General features: G+C 67.1%; 21 protein-coding genes. 7 read left to right on the top strand and 14 right to left on the bottom strand.

Translation table 11 applies throughout. The annotated features are described in order from the left end of the window. Window positions 1-45: 45 nt before the first annotated feature. Window positions 46-459, bottom strand: a complete 414-nt coding sequence (locus P0D77_RS02130; RefSeq protein WP_277554508.1) for an SRPBCC family protein — start codon at window positions 457-459, stop codon at window positions 46-48. Window positions 460-517: 58 nt separating this feature from the next. Continuing rightward, a complete protein-coding gene (locus P0D77_RS02125) occupies window positions 518-841 on the bottom strand; it encodes a hypothetical protein (protein ID WP_277554507.1) in 324 nt (107 codons plus the stop codon). Between the two features lie 51 nt (window positions 842-892). Between P0D77_RS02125 and P0D77_RS02120 the strand changes: the two genes are divergently transcribed. Continuing rightward, the gene (locus P0D77_RS02120; RefSeq protein WP_277554506.1) at window positions 893-1072 is read left to right on the top strand and encodes a DUF8107 family protein; all 180 of its coding nucleotides are present in this window, start codon (window positions 893-895) and stop codon (window positions 1070-1072) included. An 11-nt stretch (window positions 1073-1083) separates the two neighbouring features. Here P0D77_RS02120 and P0D77_RS02115 read toward each other — a convergent pair whose 3' ends face one another. After that, window positions 1084-1911 (bottom strand): SDR family oxidoreductase, encoded by an 828-nt coding sequence (locus P0D77_RS02115; RefSeq protein WP_277554505.1) that lies wholly within the window; start codon window positions 1909-1911, stop codon window positions 1084-1086. 85 nt (window positions 1912-1996) lie between these two features. Between P0D77_RS02115 and P0D77_RS02110 the strand changes: the two genes are divergently transcribed. Next, window positions 1997-2656: a helix-turn-helix domain-containing protein gene (locus tag P0D77_RS02110; protein ID WP_277554504.1), complete on the top strand. Its 660-nt coding sequence runs from the start codon at window positions 1997-1999 to the stop codon at window positions 2654-2656. A gap of 30 nt (window positions 2657-2686) precedes the next feature. Here P0D77_RS02110 and P0D77_RS02105 read toward each other — a convergent pair whose 3' ends face one another. Genes P0D77_RS02105 through P0D77_RS02095 form a run of 3 tightly spaced genes read right to left on the bottom strand, consistent with a single transcriptional unit; the run spans window position 2687 to window position 5978 of the window. Further along, a complete protein-coding gene (locus P0D77_RS02105) occupies window positions 2687-3319 on the bottom strand; it encodes a diacylglycerol/polyprenol kinase family protein (RefSeq protein ID WP_277554503.1) in 633 nt (210 codons plus the stop codon). Window positions 3320-3325: 6 nt separating this feature from the next. Continuing rightward, window positions 3326-5122, bottom strand: a complete 1797-nt coding sequence (gene glyS, locus P0D77_RS02100; RefSeq protein ID WP_277554502.1) for a glycine--tRNA ligase — start codon at window positions 5120-5122, stop codon at window positions 3326-3328. A gap of 1 nt (window position 5123) precedes the next feature. After that, window positions 5124-5978, bottom strand: a complete 855-nt coding sequence (locus tag P0D77_RS02095; protein ID WP_277554501.1) for a CBS domain-containing protein — start codon at window positions 5976-5978, stop codon at window positions 5124-5126. 220 nt (window positions 5979-6198) lie between these two features. Here P0D77_RS02095 and P0D77_RS02090 point away from each other — a divergent pair, with 220 nt between their 5' ends. Then, window positions 6199-6351, top strand: coding sequence for a DUF7556 family protein (locus tag P0D77_RS02090; protein ID WP_277554500.1), 153 nt, complete (start codon window positions 6199-6201; stop codon window positions 6349-6351). Window positions 6352-6452: 101 nt separating this feature from the next. On the opposite strand, the gene P0D77_RS02085 is transcribed toward P0D77_RS02090, so the two are convergent. Both P0D77_RS02085 and P0D77_RS02080 read right to left on the bottom strand, forming a co-directional pair. Then, complete coding sequence (locus P0D77_RS02085; protein WP_277554499.1) at window positions 6453-6704, bottom strand: DUF7967 family protein; 252 nt, start codon at window positions 6702-6704, stop codon at window positions 6453-6455. A 52-nt stretch (window positions 6705-6756) separates the two neighbouring features. Then, window positions 6757-8598 carry a methyl-accepting chemotaxis protein gene (locus P0D77_RS02080; RefSeq protein WP_277554497.1) on the bottom strand — a complete coding sequence of 614 codons (1842 nt, stop codon included), beginning with the start codon at window positions 8596-8598 and terminating at the stop codon, window positions 6757-6759. Window positions 8599-8804: 206 nt separating this feature from the next. Between P0D77_RS02080 and P0D77_RS02075 the strand changes: the two genes are divergently transcribed. Next, window positions 8805-10538 (top strand): excinuclease ABC subunit C, encoded by a 1734-nt coding sequence (locus P0D77_RS02075; RefSeq protein WP_277554496.1) that lies wholly within the window; start codon window positions 8805-8807, stop codon window positions 10536-10538. A gap of 143 nt (window positions 10539-10681) precedes the next feature. Here P0D77_RS02075 and upp read toward each other — a convergent pair whose 3' ends face one another. Further along, the gene (gene upp, locus P0D77_RS02070; RefSeq protein ID WP_277554495.1) at window positions 10682-11359 is read right to left on the bottom strand and encodes a uracil phosphoribosyltransferase; all 678 of its coding nucleotides are present in this window, start codon (window positions 11357-11359) and stop codon (window positions 10682-10684) included. Between the two features lie 172 nt (window positions 11360-11531). Between upp and mdh the strand changes: the two genes are divergently transcribed. From mdh to P0D77_RS02055, 3 genes are all read left to right on the top strand, one after another. Continuing rightward, window positions 11532-12446, top strand: a complete 915-nt coding sequence (gene mdh / locus P0D77_RS02065) for a malate dehydrogenase (RefSeq protein WP_277554494.1) — start codon at window positions 11532-11534, stop codon at window positions 12444-12446. A gap of 75 nt (window positions 12447-12521) precedes the next feature. After that, window positions 12522-13406 carry an NAD-dependent epimerase/dehydratase family protein gene (locus P0D77_RS02060; protein WP_277554493.1) on the top strand — a complete coding sequence of 295 codons (885 nt, stop codon included), beginning with the start codon at window positions 12522-12524 and terminating at the stop codon, window positions 13404-13406. 200 nt (window positions 13407-13606) lie between these two features. Beyond that, window positions 13607-13810, top strand: a complete 204-nt coding sequence (locus P0D77_RS02055) for a DUF7569 family protein (RefSeq protein WP_277554492.1) — start codon at window positions 13607-13609, stop codon at window positions 13808-13810. Window positions 13811-13813: 3 nt separating this feature from the next. Here the strand turns inward: P0D77_RS02055 and P0D77_RS02050 are convergent, their stop codons facing one another. The 5 genes from P0D77_RS02050 to trpY form a co-directional block, all read right to left on the bottom strand. Next, a complete protein-coding gene (locus P0D77_RS02050; protein WP_277554491.1) occupies window positions 13814-13993 on the bottom strand; it encodes a hypothetical protein in 180 nt (59 codons plus the stop codon). Window positions 13994-14034: 41 nt separating this feature from the next. After that, the gene (locus P0D77_RS02045; RefSeq protein WP_277554490.1) at window positions 14035-16071 is read right to left on the bottom strand and encodes a S9 family peptidase; all 2037 of its coding nucleotides are present in this window, start codon (window positions 16069-16071) and stop codon (window positions 14035-14037) included. An 89-nt stretch (window positions 16072-16160) separates the two neighbouring features. Beyond that, window positions 16161-16793, bottom strand: a complete 633-nt coding sequence (locus P0D77_RS02040; RefSeq protein ID WP_277554489.1) for an IMPACT family protein — start codon at window positions 16791-16793, stop codon at window positions 16161-16163. 30 nt (window positions 16794-16823) lie between these two features. Further along, a complete protein-coding gene (locus P0D77_RS02035) occupies window positions 16824-17327 on the bottom strand; it encodes a hypothetical protein (RefSeq protein ID WP_277554488.1) in 504 nt (167 codons plus the stop codon). A 67-nt stretch (window positions 17328-17394) separates the two neighbouring features. Then, window positions 17395-17895, bottom strand: coding sequence for a TrpY family transcription regulator (gene trpY, locus P0D77_RS02030; RefSeq protein WP_277554487.1), 501 nt, complete (start codon window positions 17893-17895; stop codon window positions 17395-17397). Window positions 17896-18043: the final 148 nt, after the last annotated feature.

The raw sequence follows: 18043 nt of genomic DNA, 5'->3' as shown, positions 1-18043 counted from the left end.
CGGACACACGACCGTCCGTTCGGACCGCTGGCGGTGTCGCTCGCGTCAGGAGTCGGCGATGGCGTCGAGGAGGCGGCGGAGTTCGCCGCGGCGCTTCCACCCCGCAACGCGGTCGGCGAACGGCACCGGCAGGCCCAGTGAGACGCGCGAGACGGCGCGGACGCGACTCCCATCGTCGACCTGTTCGACGGTCACGGTCGTCTCCATCGACTCGAATGGGCCGCGGTCGTCCGCCTGTTCGTAGCGCCACCCGTCGGCCGTCTCCGTGAATCGGAGGTCGAACTCCAGGCCGCCGCCGGCGACGGTGACGACCGTCTCCGCGTCGCTGTCGTCGCTCGCGTCTCTGGTCGCTCGTGCGGCGAAACTCCCCTCGTACTCGACGAGTGTCGCTGGTGAGAGCAGTCGCCGCAACGCCGCCGGCGTCTCGCGGACGAATCGTTCGGCTTCGACCTCGCGCATACTCGCCGTCTGCGGCCGGGTGACAAAAGCCCGGGGGACTCCGGGCACGCGCCACCGGTCACCACTCCGCGAACGGGAGCATCAACAACACCAGCAGGAGAGCGAACGCGATGCCGCCGTACCACAGGCGACGGTAGCGCCAGTCCACTGGCGTCTCGCCGCGCAGGTCCGCGCGGTCTTGCCTGACGAACCGATAGTACGCTGCGACCGTCGTCACGACGAAGACGACGCTCGACCCCGCCAGCGCTGTCACCACGTCGACGCTGAACAGCGCCATCAGATACAGCGGCCCCGTGGAGTAGACGAGGAGGAACGCGAAGCCGACGACGACGAGGAACGGAACCGGGTCGACGGGGTCGCCCTCGCGGTTCCGGAGACGCATACCCGGTGTACGACCGCGAAACCCAAGTAGGTGGTCCCCACAGACGGTCGTATGGCCTCCGACGGCGACCCGCGCGTGTTGTTCGTGATGAACCTCGTCCTCTCGGCGGCGTTCGCGTCCGTCCTCGTGTGGGGACTGTCGTATCTCGACTTGGCGACGTTCACGCTCCGCACGGTCGCGGGCTACGGCCTCGTCGTGTTCGTGGTGACGTACGTCGCGGTACTGCGATAAGAGGGCGACACTCACGAGACCGAAGTCGACTCGCCCCACGCGTGCCGCCGGTCGCCGTACTCCCTCTCCAGCCACTCCGGCCACGTCTCCGTCCCCACGACGTGCTCGGGACACGTGGCGTGCCCGGCGCGAAAGGCGGCGGCGGTCGATCCGGGCACTGGTACGGGAACGATCGGTCTCCAGAGGTCACGCTGTTCGCGGTACGTCTTCGCCAGTGAGCCGACAGTCTGTACTACTGGTCCACCAACCGGCGGGAGTCTGTCGGCTGTTTCACCTTCGAGATGCTCGACGATCACGTCGGCGAGGTCGGCAGCGGCGATGGGTTGTAGCGGAACTCCTGTCGGTAGCGGCCACACCGGGAGGCGCGAGAGACCGCTGAAGAGACCGTCGAGGAACGTGTGAAACTGTGTCGACCGGACGATGGTCGACGGCACGTCGCTCGCCGCTACGGCCTGTTCTGCCGCGAGTTTGTGCTGGTAGTACGAGTACGGGATCGCGTCGATGCCGACTATCGACACGTACCACACCCGGTCGACTCCCGTGTCGTCTGCTGCCGCCAGCAGTCGTTTGGTTCCTGCCACGTCGACCGCCTCCGTGTCGCCCCTCGGGGCGGTCGCCGTGTGGATCACGCTGTCCACGTCGGCGAGCGCGGTCGTGATCCCGTCACCGCTCCGTAGATCCATCGTCGTCCACTCGATCTGGTCGCTCGGTGCACCCGCCGTGTTGACCTCGTCTGGAGTCCGACTCGTCGCGGTCACGCGATAGCCGGCGTCGAGCAGTCGTGGACGCAGTTGTCGACCGAGCGTACCTGTCGCGCCGGTGAGGAGGACGCGGTCCATACGTCTCGTCTCGGCCGCGTCTCGAAGTGCTTCCTGCCGGAACTGCTCGGGATCTTTATGAGTGCCGCAGCAAACTGTCGACCGAATGAAACACGCGCGACTGTCGCTCACCGCTGGCGGGGCCGAGTCGGCGATCCACCCGATGTACGGGATCCTCACCGGTGCATCGTTCGTCGAGCGTGCGACGGCGTTACAGTGGAACCTGACCGGCGATTCGCTTGGGATTCTCCACTACGTCGAGGGGGACATCGACGCCTTCGACCGGGCGGTTGCGGCGGTCACGCCGGTCGTCGACCACGCGCTGGAACCCGTCGACGACAGCGCCTTCTACGCCTACATCCGTGATGAGATGATCGACACTGTTCGCGACCTGTTCGCCCCACTCGCGGCCGCCGGACTGGTAGTGGTTCCGCCCGTCCATTATCGGCGCGACGGGTGCGTCGAACTCTCGGTGTTCGGCCCGAGCGACGCGGTCGCGTCACTCGTCGAAGCGCTCCGTCCACCGGTCGAGGTCACCGTCGAACGCGTCGGCGGCCTGACGGCGCTCGCTCCGGCGGCGCGGCGGCTGAGTTCGCGCCAGCGTGAGGCGGTCGAGGCGGCGCTTGCCGTGGGGTACTACGAACTGCCGCGTGAGGGGAGTCAGCGCGACGTCGCCGACGCCCTCGGGTGTGCGCCGAGTACCGCCGCCGAACACCTCCGAAAAGCAGAGGCTACCCTCGTCCAGACGGCGCTCGAACGAGTGTGAACCGACGGTCGCGAGCGTCGACCGTTCCGATCACGCCGCCAGCACCGCGACCACGGTCATCGCCGCGCCCGCCGCGGGCGGAATCGTGAGGTTGTCGTCGATGACGTAGCCACGGACGACCGGCTTCACGCCGTCGGCGATAGTTGCGCCGAGTGCGCCCGCGGCGGCGGCGACGACGCCGACGACTGTACCCAGATGCAGCGTCGTGAACGGCACGGCGAGCGCGAAACACACGAGGAACATCACCGCGAGGACGCCCACCTCCTTCGCCGTCGTCGCGTCGTTGCTTCCGAGGATGCCCGAGACGGGGTCACCGATAGACAGCATCAGGATCGCGGGTACCGCCAACGGCGGTTCGACGGCGACGACTGCGGGACCGAACGGCGGCGCGAACGCCAGCGCCGCCGCCGTCGCGCCGACCATGAACAGGGCGTAGCCCGCGACGTTGTCGCTTTCGTACTCACGAGTGAGTTCGTCGTACACGCGGTTCAGCGGGCCCCAGTCGATCTCGACGACGAGGCGGAGGAACTCCAACACGAACACGCCGACCGTCGCGGCGACGAGGAGCAGTTGCAGTTCTCGCCACGTCACGAGGCCGAGCAGGTAGATGGCGGGAAACCCCGTCCCAGAGACGTGGACCGCCCGTCGCTTCAGTTCCCCCATTCGACCTTACGCGGTCTCCACGTCGGTTTCGAGTTCGTCGTACGCTGCCGCTAGCGCGTCGAACGCGTGGTCGTCCTCGGGGTCGAGGAGGGCGGCAATCTCGTCGGCCACCTCGGCGACCGGAACCCGGACCTGTCGGGCGGTGTCGCGTTCGCGGACGGTGACGGTGTTGGGGCCGTCGCCCTCGATACCGTCGCGGTCGACGGTGAGGCAGAACGGCGTGCCGACCTCGTCCTGTCGGCGGTAGCGGCGACCGATGGACCCGGAGTCGTCGTACTCGACGGCGAGGCCGGCCGCACGCAGGTCGGCGGTCACGTCGTCGGCCAGATCCAGCAGGCGGTCGTCGTTGGAGACGAGCGGGAACACCGCCGCGTCGGTCGCGGCCATCTCGGGATCCAAGGCGAGGTAGGTGCGCTCCTCGCCGTCGACCTCGTCCTCGCGGTAGGCGTGTTCGAGGACGGTGTAGACGATCCGGTCGATACCGAACGACGGTTCGACGACGTGCGGCGTGATGTGCTCGCCGTTCTCGGTCACCTCTTCGACGGAGAAGTTCGCCACGTCGCTGTCGACGGTGACCGTCTCGCCGTCCACCTCGACCTCGACCGCGTCGGCGTCGAAGGCGTCGGGGTCACGCTCTGCGAGCGTCTGCAACGCCTCCGCGACCGCGCCGGCGTCGCCGCCGAACTCGGGGCCGAGCGTCGCCATATCGGGGTCGACCGTCGCTCGCTCGACCGTCTTCGGTTCGTCGTACTGCTTGAACACGGTGAACGACTCGCCGGAGTGTTCAGCGTGCTTGCTCAGGTCGTAGTCCGAGCGGTACGCGAAGCCGGTGATCTCGATCCAGTCGCCGCTGACCTCCGATTCCGCGTCCCAGCAGTCGGCCGCGTAGTGCGCGAGTTCGCCGGGGAGGTGTTGGCGGAAGCGGAACCGACCCATATCGACGCCGATGCGCTCGTACCACTCTTGGGCGACGCCGAGGTAGTAGCCGACCCAGTCAGAGCCGATGACGCCCTCCGCGACCGCTTCGCCGACGGTCGTGGTGTACGCGTCACCGCCCTCGGCTTCCTGTTCGTCGGCCGGGTAGAGCGTGACCTCCACGTCCTCGACCTCGTGGAGCGGCGGTTCGTCCTCTGCGGGGTCGATGAACGTCTCCAGTTCCGCCTGCGTGAACTCCCGGACGCGGATGATGCCCTTCCGCGGACTGATCTCGTTGCGGTAGGCGGGACCGATCTGGGTGACGCCGAACGGGAGGCGATTGCGGGCGTACTCCTTCAGGCGTGGGAACTCGACGAAGATGCCCTGCGCCGTCTCCGGGCGCATGTAGCCGGGCTGACCGCTGCCGGGACCGATGCTCGTCTCGAACATGAGGTTGAAGTCCTCGACGGGTTCGCCCGCCAGCGGTGCGTCACACGACGGACAGTGCAGGTCGTGTTCGCGGATGAGTTCCTCGACCTCTGCGATGGGGAGCGACTCGGCTTCCTCGATGCCGGTGTTGTCCTCGATGAGGTGGTCCGCGCGGTGGGACTCGCCGCACTCGGGGCACTCGACGAGCATGTCGTCGAAGCCGTCGAGGTGGCCCGACGCCTCGAACACGGCCTCGGGCATAATCGTCGGCGCTTCTATCTCCATGTTGCCCTGGCGGACGGTGAAGCGGTCGCGCCACGCCGACTCGAGGTTGTCCTTCACGGCCGCGCCGTTCGGACCGTAGGTGTAGAAGCCAGCGACGCCGCCGTACGCGCCGTTTGCGCCGAAGAAGAAGCCTCGGCGCTTCGCGAGTTCGATGAGGTCCTCCTGCGACGCCATCCTACAGCGCCTCCAGCAGGTGCACGTCGCGCACGATGCCGACGAGTTCGCCGCCCGCCAGCAGCGGAATCTGCTCGATGTCCTTGCTGATCATACTCTGGGCGGCCTCCACGACGCTGCGGCGACGCGAGACGGTGATCAGGTCCTCGGTCATGAACTGCGCGACGGGTTCGACGGGAATCTCCACGTTTCGGGTGGGGACGTAGGAACTGCCGACTCCTTTGATGCCCTCCCACTTCCACTCGTCGTCCTGCCCGGCGATGGAGTCGCCAGTCTCGTCTTCGCCCTCGACGACGCGGGCGACGTCGAGGATGTCGACTTCGGTGAGCATCCCCGCCATATCGCCGTCGTCGTCGAGTGCGATTGCGTACGGGACGTTCGCGAAGAACAGTTCGCGTTCGGCGACGGTCAGCGGCGTGCCCGTGTAGACGGTGTTGATGTCCGTGCCGGCGATGTCGCTGCAGGTCGCGTCGGTGTCGACGTCTTCGCGGGCGATGGCGTCGACGATATCAGTGACAGTGATGATGCCCGCGAGTCGGTCGTCGTTGTGGTTCTCGACGACCGGAATCCGCCGGTTACCAGTGAGCATCACCTGTGCGGCGTCTCGGAGGTTCGTCTCCGGCGTGACCGTCGGCGTCTCGTGCATCAACAGCGCGAGTTGGTCTTCGTCGGGCTTTTCGATGAGGTCGTCACGTGAGACGAGGCCGCGGTACACCTCGTCGTCGTCCTCGCCTTTCACGACGGGAACCGATGAGAAGCGGTACTCTTGGAGGTACGTGAGGACGTCGTCGCGGCTGCCTGGGAGCGAGACCGTAATTAGGTCCGCTCGTGGCGTCATCGCGTCGGCTACGTTCATATCCCGTCTTGCGCCCCGACGCCTCTTGTATTATGCGAAGGTGTGGAGCCGACTGCCACGAGACGTGCCCAGCGCCTTCGCCGTTCTCGTCAGTCGCCGCTCAGAACCCGCGAGCACCGCTGTACCGCTCCGATCGCTCTCTAAACCGCTACACTGCACTCCGATCACGTCGTCGGATCGATCCGACGTGTTTATCAGTGAGTATGTGAGAGGTACGCATATGACAACGAGGCACACGGGGTGCGAGCCCGGTGAGGTGATGGCGTCGGTCGACGAGAGTTCCGCGGAGTTCGTCATCGCCGACCTCGGCCGAGACGACGCGTGGATTTCGGTCGGCGAGCGGGACGCTCCGGTGCTCGATAACTGGTGCTGATCGGCTCGGGGGCTCGCCGCCCTCGATGCTGATCTATCCACGCTCGCGCGTGGTCTCTTCTGTCCGTTCGGTTCACCCTACCAGCGGCGTCGCTCGCGGCTTCACACCTCCTCGTCGGGGTCGTGGTCGGCGGCCATCCGTTCTGCTTCGGCGGCGTATCGCTCGCGCGTCGACGCGTCCTCGACGGCAGCGGTGTCCTCGCGGTCGCGGTCGACGGCTGCGGTGACCGGGTTTCGCTGTAAGAGTTCGATCGACGCCTGTCGGGTGTACGACCGCTCCCCGTCGACGGTCGCGTAGGTGAGCGTAACGGTCTGTCTGGTGTCGTACTCGCGTTCGACGAGCCAAAGACGCATACCCCGCCGTTCGGTCGGGGGAGAGAAAGGCTACTGGGTCGCTGGGGACTGTTCAGTTCCCGAACTCGAAGCCACCGTAGTCGTCGCCTGCTTCGTCGTCGGCGGCGTCTTCGGTGGCCGTCTCGTCGACCGATTCTGCTTCCGCTTCTGCTCCTACTTCAGGTTCCGCCGCGGGTTCGATAGTGACACCGCCCTCGTCGTCGCTGTCGTCGGCGTCGTCGCCGTCGGTCGGATCAGCGTCGATAGTGATGCCGCCATCGGTCCGGAATTCGGTGTCGTCCGTCGGAGCCATCGACCGACCGCCGTCGGTGCGGAAGCCGGCGCTCTCGGCGTTCTCACCGCGGAGGTCGGCCACGCGGACGGAGAGGTCGGTGATTGCCTCGCTTTGGTCGTCGGTCGCAGCGACGATGCGGTCGGCGGCCGTCTCGGTCTCCTCGGAGCGTTCGCGAACCTCCTCGATGGTCGCAGTGAGTTGCTCGACGGTCGCCGCCTGGTCGTCGGTCGCACGCGAGACTTCGGTGATGCCGTCTGCCGCCTGGTCGATGGAGGCGGCGATGTCCTCGAACGCCTCAAGCACGTCGTCGATCTGGTCGGCGGCGTGGTCGATCTGTTCGTGACTCTCTTCGGCGGCGACGACCGTCGAGTCGGTCTGATTCTGGAGTTCTTCGATGTTGCTCGTGATCTCTTCGGTGTGCTGGCGAGTCTCGTCTGCGAGCGTCTTCACCTCCTCTGCGACGACGGCGAAGCCGTCGCCGTCTTTGCCCGCGCGGGCGGCCTCGATGTTGGCGTTGAGCGCCAGCAGGTTCGTCTGCTCTGCGACGTCGGAGATGACCTCGACGACTGCCTCGATGTCGTCCATCCGGCCGCCGAGGTTCGTGACCGAATCGACGAGTTCCTCGCCAATTTCGGTGACCTCCTCGGTCGCCTCGCGAGCGTCCTCGCTGGCGTCGAGTCCTTCGGTCGCGGCCTCACGTGCCTGTTCGGCCGCGCTGTCGACTTCTTCGGCGGTCGCGGCGACCTCCTCCATCGACGCGGAGAACGTCTGCATCTCCGAGACACCCTCGGTGAGCAGTTCGTTCTGTTCGCCGACGTTCTCGGCAATCTCCTCGGCGGCGTCGACGGCCTCCTCGACGGAGCCTTCCAGTCGGGCGGTCCCTTCATCGACGCCGGCGGCCGTCTCTTGGAACGCGTCGGCCATCTCGTTGAGGTCGTCGACGACCGACAGCAGGCGGTCGTCGATACAGTCGTCCTCGTCGGTGAACTCCGCACGTGCCGAGAGGTCGCCGCCCATCAGTGCACCCATCGTCGAGCCGAGTTCGTCCACGAGGCTCTCGACGGCTTCCTGTCGGCGGACCTGTTCGCTGCGGTCCTGAACGGTCTCGACGACGGCGACCAGTTCGCCCTCTTGGTACAGCGGCATCGCCGTGAAGTAGATATCGCGGTCGTCGCCGTACTGGTCCGTCATGACGCTCGTATCGGAGTAGAGCCAACTCGACTCGTCTTCCAACGTCACGCCGAACTCCTCGTGGACGGCGTTCGGGTACTGGAGCACCTTGTCCGCGAGCGTCTGCGCCCGCCGACCGTCGGGGTAGAACATCTCGCTCGCGTGTTCGTGCCCGATTGCCTCGTCTGCGGACGCACCGGTCAACTCTTCAATGGCGGAGTTCCACGCGATGATTTCGCCGTCAGCGTCGATCATAAACACCGGCGACCCGATGCCGTCGAGCAACAGGTCGTCGTCGACGTTCAGTTCGTCTTCCTCCGCGGTCTCGGCCGACTGCTCGGGGGCCGGCGCGGGGTCGCCGTTCGACTGGACGGTGACCCCGCCGTCAGCAATGGTGGTATCAGCACGTTCTCCGGTGACCCACGCGCGGAGTCGCCCCAGTAGTGACATGGGTAACCGGCTTGTGGTGTTCCGATTAAGTTTTTGCAACCAATATTCGGATCTGATAATCCCCGCCCGGTTGACGCGAATCGTCGGCCAGCGTCTGCTCTGGCGGCCCGGACGACGACCGTTCCTACACGGCGGCCCAGTTGGACGGCCGAATGAGCCACGGCCACGCGTCAGCCTCAAACGCGCGGAGCGCCCAGTACGGTTCGATGGACGCGAGCGCGGTGCGCGAGCGGGCGGTCGATCTCCCACGGGAGCCAGGTATCTACCAGTTCCTCGAAGGCGATACCGTCCTCTACGTCGGGAAAGCGGTCGACCTCCGGGACCGCGTTCCGTCGTACGCCGACCCGCGCTCTGCACGCGTCTCGCGGATGGTCGCCCGTGCCGACGCTATCGACTTCGCGGTCACCGACACCGAGACGCAGGCGCTGTTGCTGGAGGCGAACCTGATCAAGCGGCTCAACCCTCGGTTCAACGTCCGCCTCAAAGACGACAAATCCTACCCGCTGGTTCAACTCACCGACCACTCGGTCCCACGGATCGAAGTGACGCGCGACCCAGCCGAGGGTGCGACGGTGTTCGGGCCGTTCACCGACAAGGGCCGCGTCGAGACGGTGATCAAAGCGATCCGTGAGACGTACGGCCTCCGCGGCTGTTCAGACCACAAGTTTGCCGACCGCGACCGTCCGTGTCTCGACTACGAAATGGGACTGTGTACGGCGCCGTGTACCGGCGAGATTGCGCCGGAGGCGTACCGCGATGACGTCGAATCCGCGATCCGGTTTTTCGAAGGCGAGACGGGGGCGCTCGCGGATCCCCTTCGCCGGGAGATGGAGGCGGCCGCACAGGCTCAGGAGTTCGAGCGAGCGGCGAACCTCCGCGACCGACTCGACGTCGTCGAGTCGTTCCACGGCGCGGGCGAGGAGGCCGTCTCCGACCGCTCGGACGAGCGTGCGGTCGACGTCCTCGGTGCGGCCGTCGAGGGCGACTCGGCGGTGGTCGCCCGTCTCCACAGCGAGCGTGGGCAACTCGTCGACCGCTCGCGGCACTCGCTGGACGCGCCCGAGGGCGAAGACCGCGTCGCAGCGGTGCTGGCCGCGTTCCTCGTCCAGTACTACGCCGAACGCGAGTTGCCGGATGCGGTCCTCCTCTCGGAGCGCCCGGCCGACGACGACGTCCTCGCGTGGCTGGAAGCCGAGGGCGTCGCCGTCCGCGTGCCCGGTGCCGGTCGGGAGGCGAAACTGGTCGAACTCGCGCTGAAGAACGCCCGCAGCGCCCCGACCCGGACGGACGAACTCGCGGCGCTGGCGGACGCACTCGGTATCGACCGTCCCGAACGCATCGAGGGATTCGACGTGAGCCACGCGCAGGGCAAGCAGGTCGTCGGTTCGGACGTGTGTTTCGTCGACGGGAGCGCCGAGAAGGCGGACTACCGCCGGAAGAAACTCACGGACCGCAACGACGACTACGCGAATATGCGCGAGTTGGTTCGGTGGCGGGCGGAACGCGCCGTCGAGGGGCGCGATGACCGCCCCGACCCGGACCTGTTGCTCATCGACGGCGGCGACGGCCAACTCGGTGCCGCTCGTGACGCGCTTCGTGAGGTCGGCTGGGGCGTTCCGGCGGTGGCACTCGCGAAGGAGGAGGAACTGGTGGTCACACCGGACGGCGTGCACCGGTGGGGCGACGACGCACCCCATCTCCACGTGCTTCAGCGCGTGCGCGACGAGGCGCACCGCTTCGCGGTGCAGTACCACCAGACGCTCCGCGACGACGTCTCGACCGTCCTCGACGACGTGCCGGGAATCGGTCCCGAGACGCGGCGGCGACTCCTCCGGCGCTTCGGCTCCGTCGAGAACGTCCGGGCGGCCAGCGAGGCGGACCTGCTCGACATCCCTGGTGTCGGTGAGCAGACGGCGCGTGCGCTCCACGAGCGACTGTGAGAGTACAGGGCTGACAGGCGGTCGCGGCCGGTCGGTTTCGTCGAGGGGAGACCGCACACCCGCCGTGGCCCCCGACGGCCGTCGCTACGTCACGGCGGCGGTGGTCCCGGCTTCGGACAAAAGGATTCGCGAACGCTCGTCGGCTACTTCGTCCGGAACGCGCGGTCGCCAGCGTCACCGAGACCGGGGACGATGAATCCCTCCTCGTTCAGTTCGTCGTCGATAGCGACGGTGAGGAGGTCGGCTTCGGGTGCCTCCTCGGCGACGCGTGTGAGACCGTCCGGCGCGGACACCGCAGAGAGAACGAACAGATCCTCCGGTTGGGGGTTGTTCGCGAGGACGTGTTCGAGCACCGCACACATCGTCGACCCGGTCGCGAGCATCGGGTCGGCGACGATGACGGTGTCGTCGGCGCTGATGTCGGGCAGTTTCGTGTAGTCGATCTGGATTGGGAAGGTGCCGTCGTCGCCCATCCCCGCCTCCTCGTTGCGACCGGCGGAGATGACGCCCTGCTTCGCGCGTGGGAACGCCTTCAACAGCCCCTCGACGAACGGCGTCGCCGCCCGAAGGACGTTGATGATCACGACGTTGTCGAGCCCCTTCACGCGCTCGCCGGTCGTCTCCGCGAGCGGCGTCTCGATGGAGACGAACTCCGTCTCCATCGCGCCGTCGATGATCTCGTAGCCGCAGATGCGACCGAGTTTGACCAGTCCTTTTCGGAAGGCGACCTGCTCCGTCTCGACGTCGCGCAGGCGCGAGAGGGTGTCTTTCGCCAGCGCGTGCGTGATGAGGTGGGCGTCGCCCCGGTTCTCGATAGCCATCGTTGTCGAACGTTGCCGCGCGACCGCTCATAATCCCGTTGGCTTTCGCGCCACGAATACGGACAGTCCGCCACGAGCGTTCGACGATAGTCGAACCGCGGTTCGTCGTTCGGCACCCGGAATCGCGCCATTCGAAACGTTTACCGGCGATTCGGCCGGCGGTTTACGTGGTATGACGAAAGTCAGCGTGATCGGCGCGGCGGGAACCGTCGGAGCCGCGGCCGGCTACAACATCGCGCTCCGGGACATCGCAGACGAACTCGTGTTCGTCGACATCCCGGACATGGAAGAGACGACCATCGGCCAGGCGGCCGACACCAATCACGGCATCGCGTACGACTCCAACACGCGTGTCCGACAGGGCGGCTACGAGGCCACCGAGGGCTCCGACGTCGTCGTCATCACCGCGGGCATCCCCCGGAAGGAGGGACAAACGCGGATCGACCTGGCCGGCGACAACGCGCCGATTATGGAGGACATCGGCGAGTCGCTGCGCGAGTACAACGACGACTTCGTGTCGATCACCACGTCGAACCCGGTCGACCTGCTCAACCGCCACCTGTACGAGAGCGGCGAGCGTGCCCGCGAGAAGGTGATCGGCTTCGGCGGCCGTCTCGACTCCGCCCGCTTCCGCTACGTGCTCTCCGAGCGCTTCGACGCACCCGTCCAGAACGTCGAGGCAACGATCCTCGGCGAACACGGCGACGCGCAGGTGCCCGTCTTCTCGAAGGTCCGTGTCGACGGCGCTGACCCCGAGTTCACCGCCGACGAGAAAGAGGAGATCCTCGGCGACCTGCAGGAGTCTGCGATGGACGTCATCTCGCGCAAGGGCGCGACCGAGTGGGGCCCCGCCACGGGCGTCGCCCATATGGTCGAGGCCGTCGTCCGCGACACCGGCGAGGTGCTCCCCGGCTCGATCGCGCTCGAAGGTGAGTTCGGTCACGAGGACACCGCCTTCGGCGTCCCAGTCAAACTCGGCTCCGACGGCGTCGAAGAGGTCGTCGAGTGGGACCTCGACGACTACGAGGCCGACCTGATGGACGACGCGGCCGAGAAACTCGCCGACCAGTACGACAAGATCTCGTAAGTCGTTCGACGGCCCGGTCCCGCACGGCCGACACACCTCCCTCCCGTTTTTGTCACCGCGGTCCGACTGACCACCGTGAGCGACACTGTTCTCGTCACCGGCGGCCTCGGCCGCTCTGGTCGCTGGATCGTCGACCGCCTCGCCCCCGAGTACGACGTGGTCTGCTGTGATCTGGACCACCCTGGCTACGAAGTTGACCCCGCCGCCGGCGTCGACTTCCGCGCAGTCGACCTGACCGACGCGGGTGAGACGTTCGATCTGATCGGCAGTATCGACCCCGACGCTGTCGTCCACTGGGGGTCGTATCCGTCGCCGACCCGTCACGCCGGGAGCAAGGTGTTCCACGACAACGTCGCCGGCGCGTACAACGTCCTCGTCGCCGCCGGTCGCGCCGACGCGACCGTGGTGCAGGCCTCCAGCGAGAGCGCCTACGGCCTCGCGTTCGCCGAGAAGACGCCGCTCCCCGATGAACTCCCGATCACCGAGGACCACCCGATGCGACCCGAGGACCCCTACGGCACCGGGAAGGTCGTCGCGGAGGAGGTTGCCGAGATGGTCCACCGACGCCACGGCGTCTCTGTCACGTCGGTCCGACCCTCGTGGATCCAGTACCCCGGCGAGTACGCCTGTCTCGGCCTCGACTCGCCGGCAGACGGCGCGGGCAACTGCTGGTCGTACGTCGACGTGCGCGACGTGGCCGGTCTCGTCGCTCGCGCGGTCGAGGCTCCGCCCGAGGGCCACGAGGCGGTCCACGCCGCCGCCGCCGACAACTACCTCGACCGCCCGACCGCCGAGGCTGTCGAGGAACACTTCGGTGAACTGCCCGCCGACTGCGACCTCGACGGCGAGGAGTCCGCGTTGTCGACGACGAAGGCCGCGGCCCTGTTCGACTGGACGCCCACCCACGAGTGGCGCACGGCGAGCGAGGAGTCGGTCGAGGGCCCGACGCTCTGGCACTGACTCGCTGCGAACGTTCATCAGCGAAGCCGGGGGCACTCCTCCCGTGACCTGAGTACGGCCGTGCCGGGGTCGCGGGTGTGCGGCACACCCGGTACGGTATCGCGTCGCCGCCTGTTCGCCATCGCTCCGCCGTCTCCGCTGTCCGCGCCGTCCCCACCGTCGAAGCAACGACTAAACCGTTGGCTCGCCCAGCCGTGGGTATGGCTGACTCCTGTGACGCGTGCGGGTCGTCGGTGGAGGACGCGCTCTCGCGGACGGTTAAACTGTCCGTGGACCGTTCGACCGTCGACGAGCAACGACTCTGTCCCGGCTGTTTCGCCGACTGGATCGAGCGGTACGAACGAGAGATGCAGTCGTCGTCGGGCGTTCAGGTCGACGACGAGAACGACATCATCGTCGACTGACGTTCACAGGTCGACCGAACACGTCGTCCCGACTGCGAGCCCTTCCTCCTCGACGTGAGCGGCTAGACAGCCGTAGTTGCAGAACGGCGTCTCGTCGCGCGCGTCGCCCTCGCGGACGTACACTGGGTCGTGGACGGTCACGTCACAGCCACAGTACGCACAGTCGGCGGACTCGTCACTCATACCCTATTCTACAAAGCGCCGGTGGAAAAGCCGCTCGGCGGTTACTCCTCGTCTTCTTCGTCGTCTTCGCCCGCGCTCAGGCCGTCGTCGTCCGGGCGGTCGAGCGCTCGTTCGGCGTCGTGGTGCTCGGAGTAGCCGTCGAACCAGCGCACGATGCGCTCGATGCGGTCGACGATGTGCGCGGGTTCGCCCGAGCGCGACAGTTCGTGTCCCTCGCGCGGGTATCGAACCAGCCGCGTGTCCACGCCGTGTTTGCGCAGGATGCGGTGGTACAGTTCCGCCGTGTTGTCCGGCGTCCGGTAGTCACGATCCGAGTGCAACACGAGCGTCGGCGTCTCCACGTTCTCGGCGTGTGCGACCGGTGAGTGCTCCCAGAGGAACTCCGGTTCCTCCCACGGCGTCGTGTCGTAGTCACCCTCGACGAGTTTGTACGCGCCGTCGGTCGACCCGTAGAAGCCCGTGAAGTCGTAGACGCCGCGCTGGGAGACGGCCCCGCGGAAGTAGTCGGTCTGCCCGACCGCCCACGAGGTCATGTAGCCGCCGAATGAGCCACCGGTGAGGAAGGCGTTCGTCTCATCGACGTACTCTCTGCTCGCGACCTCCTCGACGCCGGCCATCACGTCGGTCAGCGTCACGTCGCCCCAGTTGCGTTCGATGGCCTGCATGAACTCCTCGCCGAAGCCGGTCGACCCGCGCGGGTTCGACCAGAAGACGACGTAGCCGCGGGCGGCGAGCGTCTGGAACTCGTGCCACATCGTCCCGCTGGTCGTCCACATCGCGTGCGGGCCACCGTGGACTTCGACCGCCAACGGGTACGTCTCGTTTTCGTCGAACTCCGGCGGCGTGAGCACCCACCCTTCGACGGGGCCCTGTTCGGACTCGAACGCCAGCGGCTCCGGCTCTCGGACCTCGACCGAGTCGAGGTACGCCTCGTTCAGGCGGGTGAGCCGGCGCTCCTCCGAGCCATCGAGGACGAACAGGTCGCCGGGGTGGTCCCACTCCGATTTCGTCACCGCGATGATGTCGTCAGCGACGTGCGCGCCGTTGACGGATCCGCCGCGGTACTCGCGCTCCGGTTCGGTGCTGGCGTCGCCCGGTGCCGACCAGAGGCTGGTCGCGCCTTCGTCGGGCGTCGCGAAGAAGACGCGTTCCTCGTCGGGGCCCCACTGCGGCGCGGCCTCGTAGCCGAGCGTCCGGTCGAGACTCGCGGTGAGGTCGAACGTCTCGTCGGCCGCGCGGTCGTACACGTGCAGTTCCGTCTGTTGGATGCTCGCCTGCTCCTCGTCGGTGTAGGTGTACGCGATGCGGTGGTCTTCGGTGACCGCCAGCGACGCACCCCACCCGGAGGTGCGGTGGATGTCTTCGGTGTCGCCCGAGTCGGTGTCGTAGGCGACGATGTCGAAGCGATAGTCGTCGTCCGGGTCGTCGCCCACCTTCTTCGCCGTGAAGTAGAGCGTCTCGTCGTCGCCCCACGTCGGCGCAGCGTGGTCGTGGTCACCGTCGGTGACGCGGGTGAGGTCGCCGCTCTCGACGTCGAGGACGTACACCTGCGAGCGCTTCCCGTCGAAGTACTTCGTCCCGGTGCGGTACACCGTCCGGTCGATGACGCGCGGATCTGGGTCTTCGGGTTCGTACTCCTCGGGTACTTCGAGGTCACGGTCTTCCTCTTGGTCCTCTGCGGTGACCGACTGGGCGAACGCGATCCGAGAGCCGTCGGGGCTCCAGGTGATAGCGTTGACGCCGCCGACCACGTCGGTAACTTGCTCGGCCTCGCCGCCGACGCCGTCGAGAGGGAGCAGCCACAGTTGCTGGGTGTCGTCGTCTTTCCCGCGCGTGGAGGTGAACGCCAGTCGGTCACCCGACGGCGAGAAGCGGGGCTCTGCGTCGCTCCCCTCTTCGAGCGTCAGTCGTCGCGCGTCGTCGTCGCCGTCGGTCGGCGCGACGTACACCGTCGATTCGTAGGCGTCGTCCTCGTCGGGTTCGCTTCGGACGAACGCGACGTGGTCGCCGTCCGGGGCGACGCGGGGGTCGCTCGGCTTAGCAAGGTCGTGGAAGTCGCTCGCCTGAATGTGGTCCATACTCCGGCCTTGGAGTCGGGCGGCAAGTACGTTCGGAACCCGGAACGCCGGGCCGACTTCACGAGCACTCGTCGTTTTCGGCCTCCCGCTCACTCGATGTCGACGCGGCCGCTCGTGGCCGAACGCAGGCGGTCGCGAAGTCCGTCCGCGTCCGCGACGGGGACGCGTGCCTCGAAGGTCACGTCGGCGTCGTAGTCGGCCTCGAACTCGACGCCGGTCGATTCGAGGATACCCCGGACAGTGCCGGAGTCGTCGTACGTCGCGGTGAGCGCGACCCGTTCGTGTGGTTCTTCTTCGACGACGCCGGCGGCGTCGAGGCCCTCCTTCACCGCTCGGGAGTACGCTCGCGCGAGGCCGCCGACGCCGAGATTCGTCCCGCCGTAGTAGCGAGTGACGACCGCGACGACGTTCCTGACCTCCTGCTGTTCGAGGACGTTCAGCGCCGGTTTTCCGGCCGACCCAGTCGGTTCGCCGTCGTCGCTCGAATACTCGCGAAGCATCGCCTCACCAGGTGCCCGCGAAGGTGAGTCACCCGCAGGGACACGATACGCGGGGACGTTGTGCGTGGCGTCGTCGTACTCGGCACACACTTCGTCGACGAACGCCTCCGCGTCGGCGACGGTGTCGGCGGGCGCGAGGTGACCGATGAAGCGCGACCCCTGCACGGTGAACTCGGCGGACGCGCGACCGGCGACGGTGCGGTACGGTTCTGGGGTCGCCATAGTGGTCGGTTTGACCCGCGCCTGAAATGGTTACTCGTCGGCGGCCGAGCGACCGTCGTCGCTCGCGGCGACCGCGTTCGCGTCACGTCGGGACTCCGGCGGCGTCGGGTCCGCGACGAACAGCACGAGGAACACTGCCGCGCCGAGCAGTTGGGCAGCGAACGCGATGAGTGCAACCGGGTCGGACACGAGGTGGGCGACCACCTCACCGACGGGGTCGGTCACCTCGTGTGCGGGGAGGAGTCCGCCGTGGTCGGTGAGGTGCCACCAGGCGTAGCCGACGGTGTACGCGAGGAGGACGCCGGCGCTCAGCGAGTAGAGGCGTCGATGCCTGCGGCCGCGGACGATAACGGCCGCGAGACCGACCAATAGCAGCGCCGACGGGACGAACAGGTAGGGTCGCGGGTCCCGGAACGACAGTATCGGGAGGTAGACGAACAGTCGTGGGAGTCCTTCGACCAGGTGAATCGCCGCGGAGACGAGCGCCGCCTGCACGGCGACGACTCGGAGGATGCTCGCGGTTCGGTCGTCCATAGTAGCGCCTCGGTGATTCAGGGGCAAAGCGGCGTCGGTTCGGCGGTCACCGTCCTCGCAGTGCTCGTCAGAACTCGACGCTGCGCACGTACGGCAACTCCCGAATCGACACGAGGAGGTCGCCCGGAAGCGGTTCGTCGGTGATCAGATAGAGTTTCGGTTCGTCGGCGAACTCGGGGTCGTCCGACAACACCTGCCGCAGCGAGAGGTCGGCGTCGGCGAGCAGTCCAGTGATGTCGGCGACGATGCCAGAGGCGTCGGGGTCGCCAACTTCGACGGTCAACACGGTCAGATCGAGGACCGGAGCCAGATCCATCAGACTCGGAACGGAAGTGATGTTTGCGAAGATGCGGCGCAACTCCTCGTCCTCACGGATGGCGGTCGTCGTCGCGTCGACGACCCGGCGGTCGACGCCGGCCTCGCGAGCGATGCCCGTGTCGGGAATCTCGATGCCGCCGGAGACGACGCGGCCCTCCTCGTTCACGGAGAAGCCGCGGGCGAGGAGGAGTCGGACGACGGCCTGTTGGCCCGGCGACCCCTCGAACTTCCCCATAATCTCGTCGAACATCTGTGTGCATCGTCGCCTACGTGCGGGCATAACTGTTCGGTGTCGTGCGATCCGTTGGCGCTGGTAGGTCGGTGCTCTTCACTCCGTTCACCGTTCTGCTCCGCGGTCTCGCTTCGCTCACCGTTCGGTTTGTGGTCTCACGTTCGTT

This window comes from Halobaculum limi, from assembly GCF_029490015.1.
In the GTDB taxonomy this organism is placed as follows: Archaea; Halobacteriota; Halobacteria; order Halobacteriales; family Haloferacaceae; genus Halobaculum; species Halobaculum limi.
This window is presented reverse-complemented; position numbering and strand designations above follow the sequence as displayed.

Excerpts from the sequence above, each read along its gene's own strand:
- P0D77_RS02075 (WP_277554496.1), top strand. The coding sequence starts at position 8,805 with ATGGACGCGAGCGCGGTGCGCGAGCGGGCGGTCGATCTCCCACGGGAG.
- P0D77_RS02035 (WP_277554488.1), bottom strand. The coding sequence starts at position 17,327 with ATGGACGACCGAACCGCGAGCATCCTCCGAGTCGTCGCCGTGCAGGCG.
- P0D77_RS02055 (WP_277554492.1), top strand. The coding sequence starts at position 13,607 with ATGGCTGACTCCTGTGACGCGTGCGGGTCGTCGGTGGAGGACGCGCTC.
- P0D77_RS02105 (WP_277554503.1), bottom strand. The coding sequence starts at position 3,319 with ATGGGGGAACTGAAGCGACGGGCGGTCCACGTCTCTGGGACGGGGTTT.
- upp (WP_277554495.1), bottom strand. The coding sequence starts at position 11,359 with ATGGCTATCGAGAACCGGGGCGACGCCCACCTCATCACGCACGCGCTG.
- P0D77_RS02115 (WP_277554505.1), bottom strand. The coding sequence starts at position 1,911 with ATGGACCGCGTCCTCCTCACCGGCGCGACAGGTACGCTCGGTCGACAA.
- P0D77_RS02120 (WP_277554506.1), top strand. The coding sequence starts at position 893 with ATGGCCTCCGACGGCGACCCGCGCGTGTTGTTCGTGATGAACCTCGTC.
- trpY (WP_277554487.1), bottom strand. The coding sequence starts at position 17,895 with ATGTTCGACGAGATTATGGGGAAGTTCGAGGGGTCGCCGGGCCAACAG.
- P0D77_RS02050 (WP_277554491.1), bottom strand. The coding sequence starts at position 13,993 with ATGAGTGACGAGTCCGCCGACTGTGCGTACTGTGGCTGTGACGTGACC.
- P0D77_RS02125 (WP_277554507.1), bottom strand. The coding sequence starts at position 841 with ATGCGTCTCCGGAACCGCGAGGGCGACCCCGTCGACCCGGTTCCGTTC.
- P0D77_RS02090 (WP_277554500.1), top strand. The coding sequence starts at position 6,199 with ATGACAACGAGGCACACGGGGTGCGAGCCCGGTGAGGTGATGGCGTCG.
- P0D77_RS02080 (WP_277554497.1), bottom strand. The coding sequence starts at position 8,598 with ATGTCACTACTGGGGCGACTCCGCGCGTGGGTCACCGGAGAACGTGCT.
- P0D77_RS02130 (WP_277554508.1), bottom strand. The coding sequence starts at position 459 with ATGCGCGAGGTCGAAGCCGAACGATTCGTCCGCGAGACGCCGGCGGCG.
- P0D77_RS02045 (WP_277554490.1), bottom strand. The coding sequence starts at position 16,071 with ATGGACCACATTCAGGCGAGCGACTTCCACGACCTTGCTAAGCCGAGC.
- P0D77_RS02095 (WP_277554501.1), bottom strand. The coding sequence starts at position 5,978 with ATGAACGTAGCCGACGCGATGACGCCACGAGCGGACCTAATTACGGTC.
- glyS (WP_277554502.1), bottom strand. The coding sequence starts at position 5,122 with ATGGCGTCGCAGGAGGACCTCATCGAACTCGCGAAGCGCCGAGGCTTC.
- P0D77_RS02085 (WP_277554499.1), bottom strand. The coding sequence starts at position 6,704 with ATGCGTCTTTGGCTCGTCGAACGCGAGTACGACACCAGACAGACCGTT.
- mdh (WP_277554494.1), top strand. The coding sequence starts at position 11,532 with ATGACGAAAGTCAGCGTGATCGGCGCGGCGGGAACCGTCGGAGCCGCG.
- P0D77_RS02110 (WP_277554504.1), top strand. The coding sequence starts at position 1,997 with ATGAAACACGCGCGACTGTCGCTCACCGCTGGCGGGGCCGAGTCGGCG.
- P0D77_RS02040 (WP_277554489.1), bottom strand. The coding sequence starts at position 16,793 with ATGGCGACCCCAGAACCGTACCGCACCGTCGCCGGTCGCGCGTCCGCC.